This window comes from Vibrio sp. Isolate30, assembly GCF_022397975.1.
Classification (GTDB): domain Bacteria; phylum Pseudomonadota; class Gammaproteobacteria; order Enterobacterales; family Vibrionaceae; genus Vibrio; species Vibrio fortis.
The window spans coordinates 336,219-357,002 of the sequence record NZ_JAKEUS010000001.1 but is presented as its reverse complement, the minus strand read 5'-3'; the positions used below and the strand labels follow the sequence as shown (position 1 = coordinate 357,002).

Annotated in this window: 17 protein-coding genes; 6 read left to right on the top strand and 11 right to left on the bottom strand. The window is 46.7% G+C overall.

All coding sequences use genetic code 11. From position 1 onward, the window contains the following. Positions 1 to 176: 176 nt before the first annotated feature. The 8 genes from gabT to L1D60_RS01580 form a co-directional block, all read right to left on the bottom strand. Positions 177 to 1,448, bottom strand: coding sequence for a 4-aminobutyrate--2-oxoglutarate transaminase (gene gabT / locus L1D60_RS01615; protein ID WP_239839428.1), 1,272 nt, complete (start codon positions 1,446 to 1,448; stop codon positions 177 to 179). Between the two features lie 15 nt (positions 1,449 to 1,463). Then, a complete protein-coding gene (locus L1D60_RS01610; RefSeq protein ID WP_239839427.1) occupies positions 1,464 to 2,891 on the bottom strand; it encodes an NAD-dependent succinate-semialdehyde dehydrogenase in 1,428 nt (475 codons plus the stop codon). Between the two features lie 87 nt (positions 2,892 to 2,978). Then, positions 2,979 to 4,061, bottom strand: coding sequence for an agmatine deiminase (gene aguA / locus L1D60_RS01605; RefSeq protein WP_239839426.1), 1,083 nt, complete (start codon positions 4,059 to 4,061; stop codon positions 2,979 to 2,981). Between the two features lie 9 nt (positions 4,062 to 4,070). Next, positions 4,071 to 4,937, bottom strand: coding sequence for an N-carbamoylputrescine amidase (gene aguB / locus L1D60_RS01600; RefSeq protein WP_239839425.1), 867 nt, complete (start codon positions 4,935 to 4,937; stop codon positions 4,071 to 4,073). 25 nt (positions 4,938 to 4,962) lie between these two features. Continuing rightward, on the bottom strand, positions 4,963 to 6,240 hold the full coding sequence (locus L1D60_RS01595; protein ID WP_239839424.1) for an FAD-binding oxidoreductase: 1,278 nt from the start codon (positions 6,238 to 6,240) through the stop codon (positions 4,963 to 4,965). Positions 6,241 to 6,271: 31 nt separating this feature from the next. After that, positions 6,272 to 7,756, bottom strand: coding sequence for an aldehyde dehydrogenase (locus tag L1D60_RS01590; protein ID WP_239839423.1), 1,485 nt, complete (start codon positions 7,754 to 7,756; stop codon positions 6,272 to 6,274). Positions 7,757 to 7,792: 36 nt separating this feature from the next. Further along, on the bottom strand, positions 7,793 to 8,350 hold the full coding sequence (gene puuR, locus L1D60_RS01585; protein WP_032553788.1) for an HTH-type transcriptional regulator PuuR: 558 nt from the start codon (positions 8,348 to 8,350) through the stop codon (positions 7,793 to 7,795). Positions 8,351 to 8,366: 16 nt separating this feature from the next. Further along, entirely contained in the window at positions 8,367 to 9,113 is a 747-nt protein-coding gene (locus L1D60_RS01580) for a gamma-glutamyl-gamma-aminobutyrate hydrolase family protein (RefSeq protein ID WP_239839422.1), read from the bottom strand. Positions 9,114 to 9,456: 343 nt separating this feature from the next. Between L1D60_RS01580 and L1D60_RS01575 the strand changes: the two genes are divergently transcribed. The 5 genes from L1D60_RS01575 (at position 9,457) to L1D60_RS01555 (ending at position 15,763) form a co-directional block, all read left to right on the top strand. Beyond that, a complete protein-coding gene (locus L1D60_RS01575; protein WP_239839421.1) occupies positions 9,457 to 10,800 on the top strand; it encodes a glutamine synthetase family protein in 1,344 nt (447 codons plus the stop codon). A gap of 17 nt (positions 10,801 to 10,817) precedes the next feature. After that, on the top strand, positions 10,818 to 12,293 hold the full coding sequence (locus tag L1D60_RS01570; RefSeq protein ID WP_239839420.1) for a Na+/H+ antiporter NhaC family protein: 1,476 nt from the start codon (positions 10,818 to 10,820) through the stop codon (positions 12,291 to 12,293). 246 nt (positions 12,294 to 12,539) lie between these two features. Next, positions 12,540 to 13,118: a porin family protein gene (locus L1D60_RS01565; RefSeq protein WP_239839419.1), complete on the top strand. Its 579-nt coding sequence runs from the start codon at positions 12,540 to 12,542 to the stop codon at positions 13,116 to 13,118. 248 nt (positions 13,119 to 13,366) lie between these two features. Next, positions 13,367 to 14,989, top strand: a complete 1,623-nt coding sequence (locus L1D60_RS01560; protein ID WP_239839418.1) for a phosphoethanolamine--lipid A transferase — start codon at positions 13,367 to 13,369, stop codon at positions 14,987 to 14,989. 150 nt (positions 14,990 to 15,139) lie between these two features. Next, positions 15,140 to 15,763, top strand: coding sequence for an acetyltransferase (locus L1D60_RS01555; RefSeq protein WP_239839417.1), 624 nt, complete (start codon positions 15,140 to 15,142; stop codon positions 15,761 to 15,763). Between the two features lie 58 nt (positions 15,764 to 15,821). On the opposite strand, the gene L1D60_RS01550 is transcribed toward L1D60_RS01555, so the two are convergent. Then, positions 15,822 to 16,796 (bottom strand): arginine deiminase-related protein, encoded by a 975-nt coding sequence (locus L1D60_RS01550; RefSeq protein ID WP_239839416.1) that lies wholly within the window; start codon positions 16,794 to 16,796, stop codon positions 15,822 to 15,824. Between the two features lie 433 nt (positions 16,797 to 17,229). Here L1D60_RS01550 and L1D60_RS01545 point away from each other — a divergent pair, with 433 nt between their 5' ends. Next, complete coding sequence (locus tag L1D60_RS01545; protein WP_239839415.1) at positions 17,230 to 19,080, top strand: ABC transporter ATP-binding protein; 1,851 nt, start codon at positions 17,230 to 17,232, stop codon at positions 19,078 to 19,080. Positions 19,081 to 19,272: 192 nt separating this feature from the next. Here L1D60_RS01545 and L1D60_RS01540 read toward each other — a convergent pair whose 3' ends face one another. Continuing rightward, positions 19,273 to 19,689: a MarR family transcriptional regulator gene (locus tag L1D60_RS01540; protein ID WP_239839414.1), complete on the bottom strand. Its 417-nt coding sequence runs from the start codon at positions 19,687 to 19,689 to the stop codon at positions 19,273 to 19,275. A gap of 9 nt (positions 19,690 to 19,698) precedes the next feature. After that, positions 19,699 to 20,616, bottom strand: a complete 918-nt coding sequence (dmeF, locus tag L1D60_RS01535) for a CDF family Co(II)/Ni(II) efflux transporter DmeF (RefSeq protein ID WP_239839413.1) — start codon at positions 20,614 to 20,616, stop codon at positions 19,699 to 19,701. Positions 20,617 to 20,784 lie beyond the last annotated feature (168 nt).

The window sequence follows — 20,784 nt, the reverse complement described above, 5'->3', positions numbered from 1 at the left end:
CCCTATGCACCTTTGCAGAAAAAAGTTTAATCAAACAGAGAGGCGTACAGAAAGCAGCGATACTCAAAAACTCTCAAACATTAGTAAACTCGTGAAAAGTCCCATTTACATTGTAAATCCGCACAAAAAAAGAGCACTCAATGGTGCTCTTTCTGAATTAAAATGAATAACTTGAGTTACGCGACTTCAAGAATGATCTTCTCGAGCTTATCCAAACCCTCGCTAAGAACCTCAGACTCGATCGTCAATGGTGGCAGCAGGCGAATTACGTTAGCTTTCACGCCACAAGACAACAGAATTAACCCATTCTCTTGAGCTTTGCTGATTACGGCTTTAGTGAGATCTTGCAGAGGTTTACCCGTTTCAGGACACGCAAACTCAATCGCCATCATCGCACCCGTAGTACGGATTTCACCAATTGCAGGTACAGACTCTTGAAGTTTCGTCATACGAGCATTAACCACTTCACCAATGCCCATCGCTTTCGCACACAACTGCTCTTCTTCGATGATTTTTAGAACCTCAAGACCAGCAACACAGCCTAGTGGTGAGCCTGCGTATGTACCACCAAGGCCACCCGGCAGTGCCGAGTCCATCACATCCGCTTTACCTACCACAGCAGAGATAGGGAAGCCGCCTGCGATGCCTTTCGCCATCGTCATCATGTCTGGTTCAATGCCTAGGTATTCCGTAGCAAACATTTTACCGGTACGCGCAAAGCCAGTTTGAATTTCATCGGCAATGAGCATGATGCCGTGCTTATCACACACTTCACGTAGCCCTTGTGCAAATTCAGCAGGTGCTTTGTAGAAACCGCCCTCACCTTGCACAGGTTCGAAGATGATCGCTGCTACGCGCGATGGTTCGATATCACATGCAAACAGGTCTTCAAGGGCTTGCAGGCTCTGCTCGGTGCTCACACCGTGAAATGCATTTGGGTAGGGTGCATGGAAGATCTCATTCGGGAAAGGACCAAAGCCCGCTTTGTATGGCGCAACTTTACCTGTCAGACCCATCGTCATATTTGTACGACCGTGGAAGCCACCTTTGAATGCGATAACGCCACTGCGACCAGTATGAGCGCGTGCGACTTTCACTGCGTTCTCTACTGCCTCTGCGCCCGTGGTTAGGAAAATCGCTTTCTTTTCGCTATCGCCAGGTGCAAGTTCAGTCAGCTTTTCCGCCAGTTCAACGAACGAAGCGTAAGGCGTCACCATTGCACACGTGTGAGAAAAGTTATCCAGCTGCGCTTTTACAGCGTCACTGATGCGCTTATTCGAGTGACCGGTATTGGTTACTGCAATCCCTGCGGCAAAGTCGATGTATTTATTACCATCTACATCCCACACATGGGCATTCTCTGCTTTCTCAACGTAAAGGGGATAAAGTGCGCCCATACCTTGAGCGATTACTTGGCTTCTTCTTTGGTGTAGTTGTTGGTTTGTCATTGTCTTGTCCTTAAGTTAGTTGCCGCCAAAGCAGAGATATTTGATGTCCATGTACTCATCGATACCTTGTTTTGCCCCTTCACGCCCGATACCGGACTGTTTTACCCCACCGAACGGAGCCACTTCGGTAGAAATCATGCCTTCATTAATGCCGACCATGCCGTACTCTAGCGCTTCTGCGATCTTCCAGACGCGATGGATGTTTTGGCTGTAGAAGTAAGATGCGAGACCGTAGATGGTGTCATTTGCCATCTCGATCAGTTGCTCATCGTTATCGAATGCAATCACTGGTGCGACAGGGCCAAAGATCTCCTGCGAGACAATGTGCATGTCATGAGTGACGTTCTTTAGTACCACCGGCTGCATGAACAGGCCGTCAAGGGTCGGTACTTCTGAAACCGGCTGCGCGCCTTGTTCAATTGCGCCATCAATCAGTGCTTGAATACCCGCCTTCGCTGACTCGCTGATCACAGGGCCAATGTTCACGCCCTCATCTAAACCGTTGCCAACCTTGAGCTGCTGTACCGCTGCATCAAATTTGGTTACGAACTCATCGTAGACTTTGCTGTGAACATAGAATCGGTTGGCACAAACACACGTTTGACCTGCATTACGAAACTTCGATGCCATCGCACCTGCAACAGCAGCGTCAATATCTGCATCATCAAACACAATAAATGGCGCGTTGCCACCAAGCTCCATTGAGGTGCGTTTGATATCGTGCGCGCTCTGCTGCATCAAAACACTACCGACTTGTGTAGAACCCGTGAACGAGAACTTACGAATCAGTGGGTGAGAGGTAAAAATCGCGCCGATCTGACGAGAGCTTTCACCCAAAGTCACCTGCAGCACATCGTGAGGAATACCGGCTTGGTACGCCAGCTCCGCAACAGCAAACGCAGATAGAGGTGTAGAATCCGATGGTTTGACGATAAAGCTACAACCCGCGGCCAGTGCTGGCCCAGCCTTGCGAGTGATCATTGCAATTGGGAAGTTCCATGGCGTAATCGCACATGCAACACCAATTGGCTGCTTAATGGTCACTAGACGCTTATCACCACTTGGGGCAGGGATCGTTTCGCCATAAGTACGCTTGGCTTCTTCGGCAAACCATTCGATAAAGCTCGCGCCATAGAGTACTTCGCCCTGCGCTTCTGCCAGCGGTTTACCTTGTTCTAGCGTCATTAAACGGCCAAGGTCTTCTTTGTTTTCAAGTAGCAGTTGATACCACTTATTCAATAGAGCAGCACGAGCCTTCGCTGGCCTTGCCGCCCACTCTTTTTGCGCGACACTCGCACGCTCAACACCATCTAAAATGGCTTGCTCTGAAGAGACAGGGGCATAACCCAGCACTTCACCAGTCGCAGGGTTAGTGACAGCAATGCCCTGCTCTTGGTCCGACACCATAAACGACAGCAATGTTTGGTTGTTAATTTGTTGCATGGTGATTCCTTTTGACAGCTAAACGATGCCGCTCTTCTCTGACTGATTCAGTCACCCGCGGCTATTAGTAATTTTAATTGATGATGGTTAAGCAGGGATCTGCTGGGTAATACAATGAATATTGCCACCACCCAATAACACCTCACGTGACGGGATCCCTATCACTTGATGCTCAGGCATTGCCTGTTGCAGTATCTCTATCGCCTGCGAGTCGGTTGTATCATCGAGCAGAGGTAAAAAGACATACTCATTTACGATAAGAAAGTTTGCATAAGAGGCACTTAGCCTTTCTCCAGCGTCACGTACCATACCTTCACTCTTATCAACACCGCTGGCTTCAACCTCGCTGTAATGCAAAGGCCCCGGCAACGGCAAACGAATCACTTCAATGTGTCTACCTTGCGCATCGGTTTGCGATTGCAACGCTTGTTCGGCTTGGCGTGACAGTTCGAACTGTGGGTCACTTGGATCATCAGTCCAGCTCAATACCACCTTACCCGGCGCAATCACGTGCATCAGATTATCGACATGACCGTCGGTCTCATCGTTAAACAATCCCTTCGGAAGCCAGATGACTTTATCGATACCAAGATACTCTTTGAGGTTCGCTTCTATCTCTTGCTGACTCATCTCTGGGTTACGCCCCGGACTAAGCAAACACTCTTGCGTTGTATAAAGCGTGCCTTCACCGTCGGTATGAATGGCACCACCCTCCAGAACAAACGGAGCGCGATAGTGGTCAAGACCGATGATGTCGCACACCGAACTCGCCACTAGGTCGTCTTGCTGCCAGTTATCGTAAAGGCCGTTGTAGTCACCGCCCCACGCATTAAACTGCCAACTGACACCACGACGAACACCTTGGGCGTTCACTACGACCGTTGGGCCTATATCTCGCATCCAAGCATCGTTGTATGGGATCTCGACCAATCGCACATCGGAGTGAAGCAGAGCACGAGCTTTATCAAACTGCTTACAGCTAACCGCCACACACACCTTGGTTACTTCCGAAATCGCATTGGCAATGCGAGCAAAGGTCTGCTGTGCAGGCAGCGCTTGTTCACGCCAATTGTCTTTTCGCTCAGGCCAAGCAAGCCACACTTCACTCACCGGTTGAAACTCAGCCGGAAAGTAGAAGCCATCTTGTCGAGGCGTGGTTGATAGCTGCATAGTGCCTCCTTATACCGCCAATTTGCCTACACTGCCGTACAGATCTGGTCGACGGTCGCGGAATAGTCCCCATGAGTGACGCGCCTGCGCAGTTGCAGCTAGGTCTACCTCTGCGTAGATGATAGCTTCACCTTCACGCGGAGCTTCAGCGAGCTTGCCACCGGTATGGTCAGTGATGAAAGACGAGCCGTAGAAGGTTGTTTCAATGCCATCATCGACTTCAGTACCTACGCGGTTTGACGCAATCACTGGTACCAAGTTCGCCGCTGAGTGGCCCTGCATTGTGCGTTGCCAATGGTCACGAGAATCTAGGGTTGGATCTTGCGGTTCGCTACCGATGGCGGTTGGGTAGAAGATTGCTTCTGCGCCATGCAGTGCGAGGCTACGAGCCAATTCAGGGAACCATTGATCCCAACAGATGCCTGCACCAAAGGTACCAAACTTGGTTTTCCACACCTTAAAGCCAGTATCACCCGGGCTGAAGTAGTATTTTTCACTGTAACCCGGGCCATCTGGGATATGAGATTTTCGGTAGTTGTCGAGTACCGTGCCATCCGCATCGATCATCACCAAGGAGTTAAAAAAGGTGTTACCCGCTTTTTCAAAGTAGCTTACCGGAATCACCACTCCTAGCTCTTTAGCCAGTGCGCTCATCTCTTTAATCAGTAAACAGTTCTCGGTCTCTTCAGCCAATTCGAAGTACTTTGCTTCCTGCTTTTTACAGAAGTAAGGCGCTGCAAACAGCTCCTGTGGCAGAATCACATTAGCGCCGTTGCTTGCTGCTTCACGAATCGCTTGCTTGGCTTTGTTGAGGTTATCTTCCAGATCCCAGCTCTTAGTCAGTTGTAAGGCTGCAAATTTCACTACTCTACTCATTCGATGTTCCTTATCTGTATCTGGATTAGATAGCCAGTTTGTCTCTTAGGTTGTAATACGCTGCACCCACTGCTGTGAATGGGATTTGGAAGTGGCGGCCGCCTGGGAAGGCATAGTGTTTCAATGCGGCGAAGGCATCAAATCGCTCTGCATGTCCGGTTAAGGCTTCTGCCAATAGTTTGCCTGCTAGGTGAGTACAAGTTACGCCGTGGCCGCTGTAGCCCTGCAGGTAATAAATGTTGTCGTCGAATGCACCAAACTGAGGCATACGCGAGTAAGTTAGAAGGAAGTTGCCCGTCCAAGTGTAATCAATCTTGATCCCTTTCAACTGAGGGAAAACCTTCTCTAGCTTAGGACGAATCAAGGCTTCAATATTCTGTGGGTCACGTGCGCCATACACTACGCCACCACCAAACAATAGGCGCTTGTCCGCACTTAGGCGGAAGTAATCCAATAGGTAATTGCAGTCTTCAACACAGTAGTCACTTGGCAGCACCTGCTTGAGTTGCTCGTCAGTAAGCGGTTCTGTCGCCACCACTTGCGTACCACACGGAATCGCTTTGTTACTGATGTTTGGTGCTAGGCCACCAAGGTAAGCATTACCTGCTAGTACAAGGTATTTGCACTTCACGCTGCCCTGTGCCGTTCTTGCCACTGGGTTTACACCTTTTTCTAGTGACGTTACTGCAGATTGTTCGAAAATTTGGCCACCCAAAGAGACAAACGCTGCTGCTTCACCAAGAGCCAATTTCAGCGGATGGATGTGACCACCACGCATATCGAGTAGACCACCCGTGTAAACCTGGGTACCGACTGCCGCTTCTACCTCATTGGCATCAAGCAGAGTCAGTTGATCATTACCGTAGCGCTCCCAGTTTTTCTTGTGGTGCTCTAAGCCTGCTAGTTGCTTTTTGTTCAGTGCCGTAAACAGGCCGCCACGTTTGTGATCACACTCAATATCATACTTATCAATAAGGCCGCGAATAATGTCGCCACCCTCAAAGATCATGTCACACAGTGCTTTGGCTTGGGGTTGGTCGTAACGGCTCTCAATCACATCAACATCTCGGCTGTAGCTGTTAACGATCTGACCGCCGTTGCGACCGGTTGCGCCAAAACCAACTTTCGCACTCTCTAGCACTACCACTTTGAAGCCTTTCTCTGCCAAGTGCAGCGCTGAAGATAAACCAGAAAAACCAGCGCCAACCACGCACACATCACATTCGATGTTGTCTTGAAGTTGCGGGAAATCTGGCATGTTTGGTACTGAGTGCGCGTAAAACGAATCCGTATGCTTATTCATTGTTCTATTCCTTTATTATTCGTCAGCAAGCTTAAGGGTGTAGGCGAATCCAAGTGGTTTTGGTTTCAGTGAATTTCTCTATGGCATGCAGTGATTTATCGCGACCATTACCACTCATTTTGAAGCCACCAAATGGGACAGTCATGTCACCTTCGTTGTAGTTATTGACCCAGACCGAACCCGCTTGAAGCTGCTTTGCTACGCGGTGAACGCGATTAATATTGCTGCTCCAAAGAGCGGCACCTAGGCCATATTTCGAATCGTTAGCAATGGCGATCGCCTCTTGCTCATCTTTGAAAGGAATCACGCACAATACAGGGCCAAAGATCTCTTCTTGCGCGATACGCATTTTGTTGTCGACGTTGTCGAGAATAGTCGGCTCAACAAAAGCACCTTTGCCATCGACATCACCACCACAGCGCAGGGTTGCCCCCTCGGTTTGACCAAGTTGGATGTACTCCAACACCTTGGCTTTGTGCCCTTGGTCGATAAGCGCGCCCATAGAACAAGTGGTATCCATAGGATCCTTAGGCGTAAAGGCTTTAGACGCTTCAATCACTTTTTCAACAAATTGATCTTTGATGCTTTCATGAACCAGCAATCGAGTCGCCGCTACGCACACTTCGCCTTGGTTATAGAAACAGCCGCCCGCCGTTTCTGCCGCAGCGCGGTCAAGGTCGTCACAGTCTTCAAAAACGATATTGGCATTCTTGCCGCCCGCTTCAGCGAAGACACGCTTTAGGTTGGACTCACCAGAGCGAACCATAAGTTGACCAGCAATGCGGGTTGAACCGGTAAAGGCAATACAATCGACATCGTCGTGTTTCGCAAGAGCATCTCCAGCTTCATGGCCAAAACCGGTGATCACTTGAAATACACCGCGTGGTAGGCCGGCTTGGTTAGCCAGTTTGCCAAGGAAGATCGCCGTCAAAGAGGACTTTTCTGAGGGTTTGAGAATAACGCTATTACCCGCGGCAAGCGCCGGGCCAAGCTTCCAACAGGCTAGCCACAACGGAAAGTTCCATGGAACTACTGCAGCAACAACACCGATCGGTTGGTGAGAAATGTAAGCGTGAACATCTTTTTCGGTTGGCGCGACTTCACCGTAGACTTTATCAATCGCTTCAGCGTACCAACGCAAAGATCCTGCGGCACCCGGTATATCTGTAGAGACACTGTGGTTGATAGGTTTACCGGTATCGAGCGTTTCTAATAGAGCCAACTCTTCACAGTGTTCATCAATAAGATCGGCGAACAAGCTCAGAACCGCTTTACGATGAGATGGGGCGCTGTTGCTCCATTCACCCGCTTGAAAGGCTTGACGAGCGCATGTTACCGCAAGATCAACATCTTCTTCTTGGCAACGAGCGATCTCCGTAAGCGTCTCGTCCGTTGCTGGGTTAACGACATCAAGCATTTGGCCGCTGATAGCAAGAGTATACTCACCGTTAATAAATGCTCGATTCTCGATGTTTAGACTGTTTTGTAATTCAATCCATTGTTCTTGGGTTTTCATACGCTCTCCTTGTTATCACAACAAGGCAAGGCCCACTTAGAATGTGGTTGGCGTATGCGCGCTTATCATTCGACAAGCCTTGTCTGTGTGATTTGTAAACTTGTGCGGCTGAGTGGTATCAATGACGTACGACTCACCTTGTTTAAGGACATAAGATTGGTCTTTGTACTCAAGCGTGATTTCACCCTCAAGAATGGTCCCGATCTCTTCGCCTTCATGTTTAATTTCTGCCGCACCGGTTGTGCCATGTGGGGCATACTCTTCAATTAAAAACCCGATGACTTGCTCTTTACTGCCGTTGGTGACTAACTTCATTGAAACGGACTCACTGCCCATTTCCACCAACTCATCAGGGGTAACGACCACTTTTACTTCATCGCTCGCAGGTTTTTCGAAGGTGAAAAACTCCGATAGCGACAACGAAAAAACGTTCACTATTTTTTGCAACGAGCTCACTGAAGGGCTGACCTTAGCGTTCTCAATAGAGGAGATGGCACTATGTGTGATGCCAGCTCGCTCGGCTAATTCTCGTTGTGACAATCCATGTTCTTTTCGTAACTGAACAATATTTTTACCAATCTCTTGATTGTCCATTTATCTGGCTCCTAACTTATAGAGAGGCAGCCATCATAAATTCTTTGAACAAAATTTGTGAGAAATGATTGGTTTTTGCTTTCCATTCTGGGTGCCACTGCACGCCAACAAAGAATTTTTGCCCTGGTAGGCTGAATGCCTCCACCAAACCGTCAGGCGCTTTTGCCTCTACTTGAAGTTGTGGTGCCAGTTGGTCAACACCTTGATTATGAAGGGTGTTCACTTCAAAAAAGACGGTGGTTTCCCAGTGATTCTCTGTCAGCCATTTCTCAAATAGACTCTGCTTTTGCACCAATACCGCATGAGAAGGGGCGTATTTCTCTTCAAAATCGTCGACTTGGATCTCTCTATGGTCATTAAAACCTGAATCGTGAACCGCAGGATTTAACGAACCACCCAACGCCACATTCATCTCTTGAAAGCCTCGGCAAATCCCTAAACAAGGGATGTCTTTATCAATCGCTTTGCGTAGCAATGAAAAAGAGAGCTCATCTCGCGCTTCATCTTTCTTTGCTTCTTGATGCGTCGCGTTATAGTGGTGTGGTGCGACATTCGAGTGACTTCCCGGAAATAAAAAGCCATCACACAACTCTAGAATTCGCTCGATATCTTCACTCGACATATCTGGCGCTAGCATCAGTGGTAGCCCACCGAAATCTTTTACTGCCGCTAAGTAGAAGTCGTTAACAGCTTGTATTTGATAGCCACCCAACTCTTTCGCGCAGCTAACAATTCCAATAATGGGTTTGCTTTGTGTAGACATGTTACTTCCGTGCTCGATTTATTTAACACTTACACTACAAACCATGTACAAAATTATCAACACCGATGTTCGATATTCTGACCAAATCGTGACCAACGCCTCCTTTCTGGTCAAAAAAACAGCTAATTTTGCTCATTATATTGAGCAAAAACCGATCACCTGTTACAAAATAGTTAACAAAAACATCTTTCATAAAATTTACAACTTGAAAGAAAATCAAAATAAACCATTGTATTTTAAGCAAATAAAACAAAAACCTTAGACTTTAGTCTTATCAATACAACTAAATTGTTTATTTTTTGTTGATTTAAGTTTGCTGTACAGAGGCTAGTTGGAGAACTCAATGGAATTGTATCTACAGGAAGTTAAAAATTTTCGACAAAAATGGCCCAACATCGAGTTTGTTGATCTCATTTTCACCGATATTAATGCCACACCAAGAGGAAAAAGAATTCCGGTCAGTGCACTAGAGAAGTTAAGCAAAGGAGTAGCGCTGCCACTTTCTACTATTACTCTCGATACCAAAGGCAATGTGGTGGAGAGTGCAGGGCTGGGTGAAGACTTAGGCGAGCCAGATAACATCTGTTTCCCGGTTGCCGATACGCTGATGCCAACGGCGAAAGAAGAAGTCGGTCAGGTATTACTGAGCATGATGGACGAAACAGCAGAGCAGCCAAGCCCGCTATTCATTCGTAATATCGTCGAAGACATGCTCGAGAAACTGCACGCTAAAGATCAGTACCCATGCGTTGCCTTAGAACTTGAGTTCTACCTCATCGACAAAAAACGTGGCGAGATGGGCGCGCTGCAAACCGCGATTAACCCAACCAAAAAATCGCGCGAGAAAGATACCGAGGTGTATGACTTGGACGGCCTCGATGACTATGCTGATTTTCTCTCCGACCTTAACAAGGTCGCACAAGAACAGGGGCTAAATACCTCTGGTGCACTCTCGGAATCCGCTCCGGGACAGTTTGAGATTAACTTTAACCACTCAAAAGATGTGCTCAAAGCGTGTGATGAAGTGATCATCGCCAAGCGTCTAATCCGCCAGATTGCCCACCAGCACGGTTTTGATGCCACATTCATGGCTAAGCCATTTGGCGACCAAGCCGGTAATGGCATGCACATTCACCTTAGCTTAGTGGATGCACTCGGCAACAATCACTTTAGCCAAGCCGATGGCGAAACCAGTGACCTCTTTTATCAAACCATGGCTGCGATGCTAGCTCAAACATCCGACTCCATGGCATTGATTTGTCCTAACGTAAACTCTTACCGCCGCTTTGTTCCTGGCGCTTACGTACCTACGAAAGCCGACTGGGGAGAAAATCATCGTGGTGTTGCTATGCGTGTGCCCATCAGCGATAGTAAAAATCGCCGAATAGAACATCGTATAGCAGGAGCTGACGTTAACCCTTATATTCTCGCTGCAGTAGTACTTTCCGCGGTATTAGCGAGTGAAAACTATACCAAAGACCAATGTCCTAAAGCCCTCAGTGATGATGCAATTGACCTACCACTGCGTATGTCAGAGGCACTCGACCAGCTAGAACGCAGTGAGCTGGCTCCGTACATCTCTAGAGACTTTATCGATTTATATTTAGCTTGCAAACGGAGTGAACTCGCCGACTTTGAACGCGAAATCACCCCATTAGAAATCGAATGGATGTTGCACTCAGCATAAATAAAGGAAATATACGTATGACTACGCAAACCAAGGCGTTGGACGCGCCGCTGAAGATCAACACTCAACACATCATGGTATCCCTATTGGTGGTGGCGACGTTCGTGTTCTTCACTTCAATTGGATTGAACCACCAAGAAGGAGAAGCTTACGGGTGGATGAGTTTGCTTCCAACGGCTCTGGTGTTGGTGTTCGCACTCACGACACACCGCACCGTAGAAGCACTATTTAGCGGCACAATTGCTGGTGTGCTGCTATTGAACCCTGCCGAAGCAGTGGAGCAGATCGTTGGCATCTCTATGGATGTGATGATGAACGAAACCATCGCATGGATCGTGCTTGTTTGTGGCCTAATGGGAGGCTTGATTGCGATTCTTGAGAAAGGGGGCAGTATCTTAAGCTTCTCCGATATGCTGGTGACTAAGGTGAAAAGCCGTAAGCAGTCTATGCTGATGACCTTCTTCCTCGGGATTCTGATCTTCATTGATGACTATCTGAACGCGATTGCTATCTCCGCTTCGATGAAGAAAATCACGGATGGCTACAATATTTCACGTGAGAAGCTCTCTTACCTTGTGGACTCGACCGCTGCACCTATCTGTATTCTGGTTCCGATTTCAACTTGGGCTATCTTCTTTAGTTCACTGCTGGAAGCAAATGGCGTTGCTGAAGCTGGCCAAGGCATCAAAGCGTACATCGAAGCGATTCCTTACATGGCATACGGCTGGGTAACATTGGCAATTGTACTTCTGGTTGCAATGGAAAAACTGCCTGACTTAGGCGCGATGAAAGCCGCTGAAGAGCGAGCGAAAAAAGGTCAAGTTCGCCCAGATGGCGCAACAGATATCGACTTTGGCGCCGACATCTCAGCGCACACAAACCCAACCATGGGTCTCATAAACTTCCTATTGCCAATGGTGGTGTTGGTTGCCGCAAGCTGGTACTTCGGTATCGATCTACTAGCAGGTGTGTTTGTCGCAATCATCTTTACTATCTGTTTCTACGGTGTGCAGCGTCTGATCTCGATGAACGACATGTTCGAAGCAGTCTACGACGGTATCAAAGTGATGTTGTTGCCACTGGCTACGGTAATTGGCGGCTTCATGCTGAAATCGGTTAACGACTCTTTGGGTGTAACGCAGTATGTCATCGAAACGGTGAGCCCTTATTTATCTGCATCTTACTTCCCTGCGATCATCTTCATGATCACTGGTGCGCTAGTATTCGCAACAGCATCTTCATGGGGTACATTCGCTGTAGCGATGCCAATCGTATTACCACTTGGTGAACAGCTTGGTGTGCCACTGCATCTAACGGTAGCAGCACTACTATCCGCGTCGGCGGCAGGCAGCCATTCGTGTTTCTTCAGTGATTCAACGGTTCTGTCAGCACAAGGCTCGGGGTGTACATCGATGCAGCACGCAACAACTCAGTTCCCATACGCACTGATCGGTATCATCGCGACGGCTATCTTCTTCTTAGTAATCGGTTAACCCTTTAATTAAACATACAAAATGCCAGTAGCAATACTGGCATTTTTTGATCTCTCTTGTCACTCAAGCTTATTTATCAAAACAACTTTTATAACTTTAATGACATTTAGCGTCACTTTCCCCCAAAATAATCGCAATATTATAGAACAATGTGTTGCAAGGATAGATTCCATTCCTGATGGTTTTATAAATTAATCATATTTAATAACATGACGAACATCACAAAACAGTAGAGAGATTTACGTCATGAATAAATTCACATCCGCTCTAATTGCATTAAGTTTAATGTCTGCACCCGTTTTCGCAGCCCAAGTTGATGGTGGCACTTACGTGGGTGCTGGTATTGGCGCTTTTCAGAAATCTGATACTGATGGAGCTGGCAGCTTAGACGCCAAAGGTACTGGATACACTCTCTATGGTGGCTACCAGTTTAACCGTATCGTTGGTGTCGAACTGGGCTATACCGATTATGCTGATTACAAGCAAAGTGGTACCAAGATGATGTCCCCAACTTCGCTTTCTGCATCTGCAAACCTTGGATATACGTTTGATAACAGCATCCGCCCATTTGTGCTGGTCGGATTAAGTTATGTTGACTTGAATGCGACCGATAGTGCGTTTGCCGGAGACGACAGCGGCACAGGTCTGCATTTTGGTGTCGGGGTTGAATATTCACCGATGGAAAACCTGACATTACGTGCAATCTCTCAAGCAGATACGGTCAACATTGAAGACAAAATAACCATTGCTGGCAACACCGTGCGCATGGATAGCCATGATGTCACGTTCAGCAGTGTCAGCTTAGGCGTTTCTTACAACTTCTAATCCCACAGAAATAGCCCAGCACAGAGTGGCAGCACGGTTTTTAAGCTGGTGTCTGCCCGTCAATAAAGTCTATACAGCTGACTACTTAGAGGTCATTAGTCAGCTGTATAGACTCACAAAAGCACATTTTTGCGGATGACAGAAACTGCGGTCTAAACTGATAGCAACCCTTGGTAATGCGTAATCATTGAACCCTCTCTGACGGCTTTATGCACGAAAAGAGACCATGACATTTAGGAAATATGTCCATGAAAAAGCTACATTTGCATTTATCACTCAACACTCTTCCCTTCCTTCTTGCCATCTATTATGTGGTGATTGTCAATGTCCCTTTAACTCGCGAGCTCTTTAACTTAATCAGCGCATCGCAATCTGAAAGCACAGGTTTTATTCTCTCAATACCCGTGTTCTTTTTTGCCGCTTTCTTATTTATCTTTCACCTATTCAACTGGCCCAAGTTTGCTCGCTGGTTCTTTATTGCGTTATTAATCTCATCCAGCCTAGTCAGTTACGCTATGTTCAACTATGGCATTTTGGTCGACTACGGCATGGTTGAAAATGTCTTCGAAACCAACAGTCATGAAGCTGGGAGTTACATCAGTGCATATTCCATTTTGTGGTTTGTACTTATGGGCGGTGTGCCCGCGGCTTTGCTAGCGTGCACCACACTAAAAATACAATCATGGCGCCATTTCTTGACGTGGAAGGCAGTCAGCTTAGTCGGATCGTTATTGGTTGTTGCGCTCGTCGCCGCGTTTTTTTACAAAGACTATGTCTCATTTGGTCGCAATCACTCGTACATCAAAAAAATGATCATCCCAACCGAGTACGTTGCTGCCACCACGAAATACATCAACAACACCTACATCAAAGAGCCGATCCCATACAAACAGCTTGGCCTTGATGCAACGCTAAAACCAGCCCAGACAGGTGATCTAAAGCCGACCCTAGTGGCCTTTGTTTTAGGGGAAACTGCGCGTGTCTATAACTATCAGTACCACGGCTACGACAAAGCAACCAATGCTCATACCAAGCCCCATAACCCAATCTTCTTCCAAAATGTTCAGTCGTGCGGCACCGCGACAGCCGTTTCTGTTCCTTGCATGTTCTCCAACATGAATCGCAGTAACTACAGCAAAGAGATCGCCTACAACCAAGATAATGTCGTTGATATTATGGCTAGAGCCGGTATCCACTCCATTTGGCGCGAGCACGATGGCGGAGATAAAAGCGTGGCGCACCACATTAAAGAGATGACGTTAACGCCACAAGATAGCGACCCTTTGTGTAACAACGAGGTCTGTTATGACACAGCAATGCTCGAAACCTTCGCGCAAGATACAGCAGACCTCAAGCGTGACAATATTCTCTTTTATCACATCTCAGGATCCCACGGGCCAACGTACTTCGAGCGCTACCCAGAGGAGCATAGGAAGTTTGTACCTGATTGCCCACGTGCAGACATCGAAAACTGTACCAACGAAGAGGTGGTCAATAGCTACGACAATACCATCTTATATACCGACTTCTTCCTATCTGAGTTGATCGACAACTTAAAGTCTCTCGAAGACCAATATAATGTCGCCTTAATCTACATCTCTGATCATGGTGAATCTTTAGGAGAGAACGGTATTTATCTGCATGGTATGCCTTACTCATTAGCACCCAAAGAACAAACTCATGTCCCAATGATGGTATGGATGTCAGACGGGTTTGCCGAGCAAAAAGGCATAAACCAGACATGCTTAAGAAAAGCAGCCAAAGAGCAGAACTTTTCTCATGACAATTTATTCGATTCACTGTTAGGCATCATGGATGTTGAGACATCAGAGTATCGAGAAAACCAAGACATCTTTGCGCCTTGTCGCTAACTAACATCATGATCAACAGAGGGCTTACCATGTAGGCCCTCTCTGCTCCTTATTCCTCAAAGCTCACTCACCTCCTCTTAACGAAGGCAACTTTTATTGAGTTTGCAATGACGACTCAATATACTGAACATAGAAACAAGTGGAGGTGAAATGAACAATAAAAACAAGCACATAATATTAATTCACGGCCTCTATATGCCTGCATTGATCATGCAGTATCTAGATAGAAACTTCAGAAAACGCGGCTTTCAAACCCATAAATTTGCCTATAACTCATTGCGCTTTCCATCGGCTTCTAAGCGACTGAATCGATTTGTCACAGCCCGTTTTGATGAAAATGATGAGGTCTACTTCTTTGGACATTCACTCGGCGGCTTGCTGATCCGTCACTACTTTAAGCATTACCAGCCCAAGTTTGCTGATACGTGCATCATTACCGCTGGTACACCACACAATGGTGCTACTATCGCTAAAACGCTCTCTAACCACGGTCTTGGATTCATTTTTGGATCAACCAAACACATCCTCAACGATGGATTGGGTGACTACGATATCGACGTGCCGATTGGTGTGATTACAGGCACTTATGATGCAGGCGTAGGACGAATCGTATTAGGTAAGAACCATGGGGATGGTACCGTAACGCTTGAAGACGCGAATCTCAAAGGAGCAACAGACACCTGCGCGCTCAATCTCAACCACACGGCACTCGTGTATTCAAAAGAGGTGGTACAGCGCTCTAGTCATTTCATAGAGCATAAAAGCTTTCGTTGAGATAATTCAGGTACAAAAAAACCACTTCGTCGTGAAGTGGTTTTTTTATGCTTACAACTTACAGGCGATTTACTCGCGTGGGTAAGAACACTTCACCCAGCATGCATCGAACCGAACCTCCGCCAATGTCTTCAATGGTTTTTACATTGAATGGCAGCAGTTTTCCGTGAGTCGCTAACTGAGCACGTTGCGCAGGTGAGAACGCATCAAAAGCCGACTGAGACATCGCAATCACTTTATCGCCATTCACAGTTTCAAGCTGCAGGATATTGCCACAGAAACGGTTCATCTGATCGATCGAAATAGAGATCACTTGTTTGTCTTTCGCAAGAGACTTCACGACAAAACGACGCTCAAACTCTGGAATCACTTCATCACAAATAACACAGAAGTTATCACCAATCGCCATCATCACATTGGTATGGTAAATCGGGTGACCAGAAGGCAACGCCGTTTGGAAAGATACCACTCGTGAATAACCGATACGCTTAGCGTAGTCTTCCAACACTTCTCTATCACAGCGCTGAGAGAGTGCAGCATAGATAGTTTTGTTAACGTGGTCGATCACCATAACACCTGTGCTTTCAAGGTAAGCGCCTTGCTGCAAATAGGATTCGAGTGTATCCACGTGGTTTACAATGCGGCCTGAAGCTTCAAGTGCTTCGATGAGAGCATTAGGCTTCACTTCATGTTGGCGGTTTTCACACGCCATTGGGAAGGTGTATAAGCTGCCATCACTAACGGTACTAAACCAGTTATTTGGGAAAACCGCATCCGGTGTTTCAACACCAAGTTCAGGATAATCAAACTCGACTACTTGTACGCCCTCTTTACGAAGCTCTTTAACCATCGCCTTAAACTCAGCCATGGTTTGTGACTTCACTTCGTCTTGAGTCAGGTTAACGCGCTGCTGAAATTCATTGTCGCGCGCAGTCTCTTCGTTAAAACGAAACTCTTTAGGTGGCACCATCACTACACAGTTTGCATTTTGTACATTCGTTGTTTGTAGTGATTTTTCATGTAGGTTTAACATCTCAACTGTCCCTATCTGGAATTTACCCGACAATTGTAAACAGGTTGTTACGAGAAAATTCACTGAATTATTGATAATTTCATTAGCTAACCTCAATAATTCCTGCCAAATGGCAGATCCTCACTAATTTTTACTGCACTATATCAATCGCTACCCTCAGTTCATTTATCGCACTCTATTCAAACAGGAATATTACGCTAAGTGTCAGTTTTGGTTACAATTTAATCCAATTAGCGTTAGGATACCCCTGTTGCATAACACGTTGATTCCGCGGCAGTCAGTCAACGTCTCATTTCACATCAACCCTAACTCATTCAAATATAACTATGATTTCGCTTATTGCGGTGTCATAGACTTGTTTTACTCGTGACGTAACATCACCACAATAATTACAACTTTGCACACAGATGCAGAGGTTGACTAAGGGAAATCTATGTTTAAGAAATTTGAAGGCTTTACCGAGGCCTTCCCGAAAGACGAACCAATACAGCCCCCAAGCGGCATATTGGCTTTTTGTCGCCATTACACACGCGGCTTTGAAAAACCGTTACTGCTCCTCGGCTTAATGAGTATGACTATCGCGATCATCGAAGTTGCCCTATTCGGCTATATGGGTCAGCTCGTGGATTGGTTATCGACCAGCAATAAAGAGACCTTCCTAGCGGACAATCAATCCACTCTGATTGGTTTAGGGATTCTACTATTGGTCGTCATGCCAATAATGATCGCTGTGTATTCACTCTTGCTTCACCAAACTTTGCTGGGCAACTACCCAATGTCGATCCGTTGGCTTGCTCACCGCTACCTTCTTAAGCAGAGTCTCTCCTTCTATCAAGATGACTTTGCCGGACGTGTCGCAACCAAGGTAATGCAGACGTCTCTCGCGGTGCGTGAAACGGTCACAAAAATGGTCGACGTATTTGTTTACGTAACGGTCTACTTCACGGCCATGCTGTTTATGCTCGCAGAATCCGATTGGCGATTGATGGCTCCGATGCTGATCTGGCTGTTCGTTTACATCGGTATTCAGCTGCATTTCGTGCCTAAGCTGAAGGACGTCTCTTCAGAGCAAGCTGACGCACGTTCTTTGATGACAGGTCGAATCGTGGACAGCTACACCAACATCGCGACGGTTAAGCTGTTTTCACACAGCAAGCGTGAGACAGAATACGCTGAAGAGGGAATGGAAGGCTTCCTTGATACGGTTTATCGCCAAATGCGTTTAGTCACTGGCTTTAACGTGTGGGTTGAGTTTGCTAACTACCTACTGGTTTTCAGCATTGCAGGCATCTCAATTTACCTATGGTTAGATGATGCGATCACCGTTGGTGCAATTGCTATTGCGGTCAGTTTGGCACTGCGTATCAATGGTATGTCGAAGTGGATCATGTGGGAGATCGGTGGCCTATTTGAAAACTTGGGTACCGTGATTGATGGCATGAAGACACTCGCCAAGCCGATTGCGATTCAAGACAAACCAAATGCAGAGCCGCTGAAAGTGCCACAAGGTGGTATCCACTTTGATAATGTCAGCTTTAACTACGGTGAGAACAAAGGGGTAATCAACAACCTCAACCTTAATATCAAACCGGGTGAAAAAGTCGGCCTAGTGGGTCGCTCTGGTGCAGGTAAGTCTACGCTGGTTAACCTACTACTTCGCTTCCATGACGTTGAAAAAGGTCGCATCTTAATTGATGGGCAAGAGATCGCGGAAGTGACTCAAGATTCGCTGCGTAGCAACATCGGTATGGTGACACAAGACACCTCGCTACTGCATCGCTCTATCAAAGACAACATCCTTTATGGTCGTCCAGATGCAACCGATGAGGAATTGTATGCAGCAACCAAACAGGCGCATGCACATGAGTTTATCGAAACCTTAACCGACCCGTTCGGCAACTTAGGTTACGACGCTCAAGTGGGTGAGCGTGGTGTGAAGCTGTCTGGTGGCCAGCGTCAACGTATCGCGATTTCTCGTGTACTTCTTAAGAATGCACCGTTATTGGTACTGGATGAGGCAACTTCAGCGCTCGATTCTGAGGTCGAAGCGGCAATCCAAGAGAGCCTGATTGAGTTGATGGAAGGTAAAACGGTGATTGCGATTGCGCACCGCTTATCGACGATTGCAGCGATGGATCGTTTGATTGTACTCGACCAGGGCAACATCGTAGAAGAAGGCACGCACCAAGAGTTGATTTCACAAGATGGCATCTATGCTCAACTGTGGAATCACCAAACCGGTGGCTTTATCGGAGATGATCTGGAACAAGCGTCCAACGCTTAATTTGTATCCAGTTTTAAATATGCGGGGCGATTCACACTAATTTGTTAGATAGACGTAAATTGGACGTAGCAGAATGTTATGTCGTAATTATATACTATGGCTAACAGACAAAGACGCTTCGCTTGCGCGTTCTGGAATAAGGCTAGACTTCGGGGGGAGGCTAGCCTTTTTTATTGGCTAGCTTTTTATCAACTAGAACTTACGATTCATTTTCTCTAAGCACGCCGTCAGAATCTGTGTCTCTTCCGACGACATCCCACTGGTTAAGTCATTCACAAGATCGAGATGCAACTGATTATGTTGAGTATGAATCTCCTGCCCTGCCTCAGTTAAGTCAACCACGATAGCGCGCCTGTCTGTTGGGTGTTCACAACGTTTAACTAACTCCGCTTTGACCAACTTTTCGATCTGAACCGTTAGCGTTCCTGTCGTGATTCCAAGCTTCTCAGACAGCTCTTTCATACGCAAAGCACCATGAACACCTAACACCTCTATAGTGTGTACCTGAGCGAGCGAGTAACCCGTATCTTTCACAACCGACTGCTCCCAAGAAGACATCTTGTCGTAGAATTCGGTAATAAGCTGACTTAGGTGTTCAAGGTTTTGCATGGCAAATGACTAATTTAATTCAAGAGTAAGATGGTTAATCTTATCAAACTTCGCCAGTCGTTGCCTAAAGTCATTCACCGTTAAGTCACCATCAGATTGCAACGCAATCGCGGCTGAATAGTGATGGCCGCTGATTCTCCATATGTGCAGATCGATCACCTCCGCATCCGGAGCAAGCTCTTCAATAATCTGCTGACGATAGTTTGAGTCAATGCTTTCATCTAGCAGGATTGGACTCGTCTGTTTGAGTAGGTTCATGGTCCACTTTAAGATAACAACCGCGCCGACCATCCCCATGATCGCATCTAACCAATTCCAGCCATAGAACTTACCAAACAGCAGCGCCACAATCGCCAGCAAAGAGGTTAGCGCATCGGCCAACACATGCATGTAAGCGGCTCTCAGGTTGTGATCATGATGATGGTGGCTGTGGTCATGGTCGTGATGGTCGTGATGGTCGTGATGGTCGTGATGGTCGTGATGGTGATGATCACCCAGCAAAAACATACTTGCCACATTCACGGCTAAACCAATAATCGCCACCGCTATCGCTTCGTTAAACTGGATGGCTTGTGGGTTTAACAAACGATGTACAGACTCAGTAAACATCAGTAACGCTACGATCCCTAATGCAATGGCACTGGTGTAGCCACCCAAAACACTGACTTTACCTGTACCAAATGAAAAGCGTTCGCTGTTTTCATGCTTCTTCGCGTAACGATACGCGAACAGCGTAATACAAAACGCGGCGGCGTGGGTCCCCATATGCCAGCCATCTGCTAACAGCGCCATTGAGCCATATATCGTCCCTGCCCCAATCTCCACCACCATAGTAATCACCGTTAACAACAAGACATAAAAAGTCCGTCGCTCACCAGTTTGGTTACGCGCAGAAAAGTGGTGCGAATGCTTAACTTGAGGGTTCATTGTTATTCCGTTTAGTTTGACAATCAAAATACTTGTCTATCAATGTAGTTTGACTATCAAACAAAGTCAACGATCAAACGATAATCCGTGACAAGCCAGTAAACCCATAAATAGCCTAAATCCATGAACAACCTTGATGCTTTCTATTTGTTTCTCTCCTAATTTTTT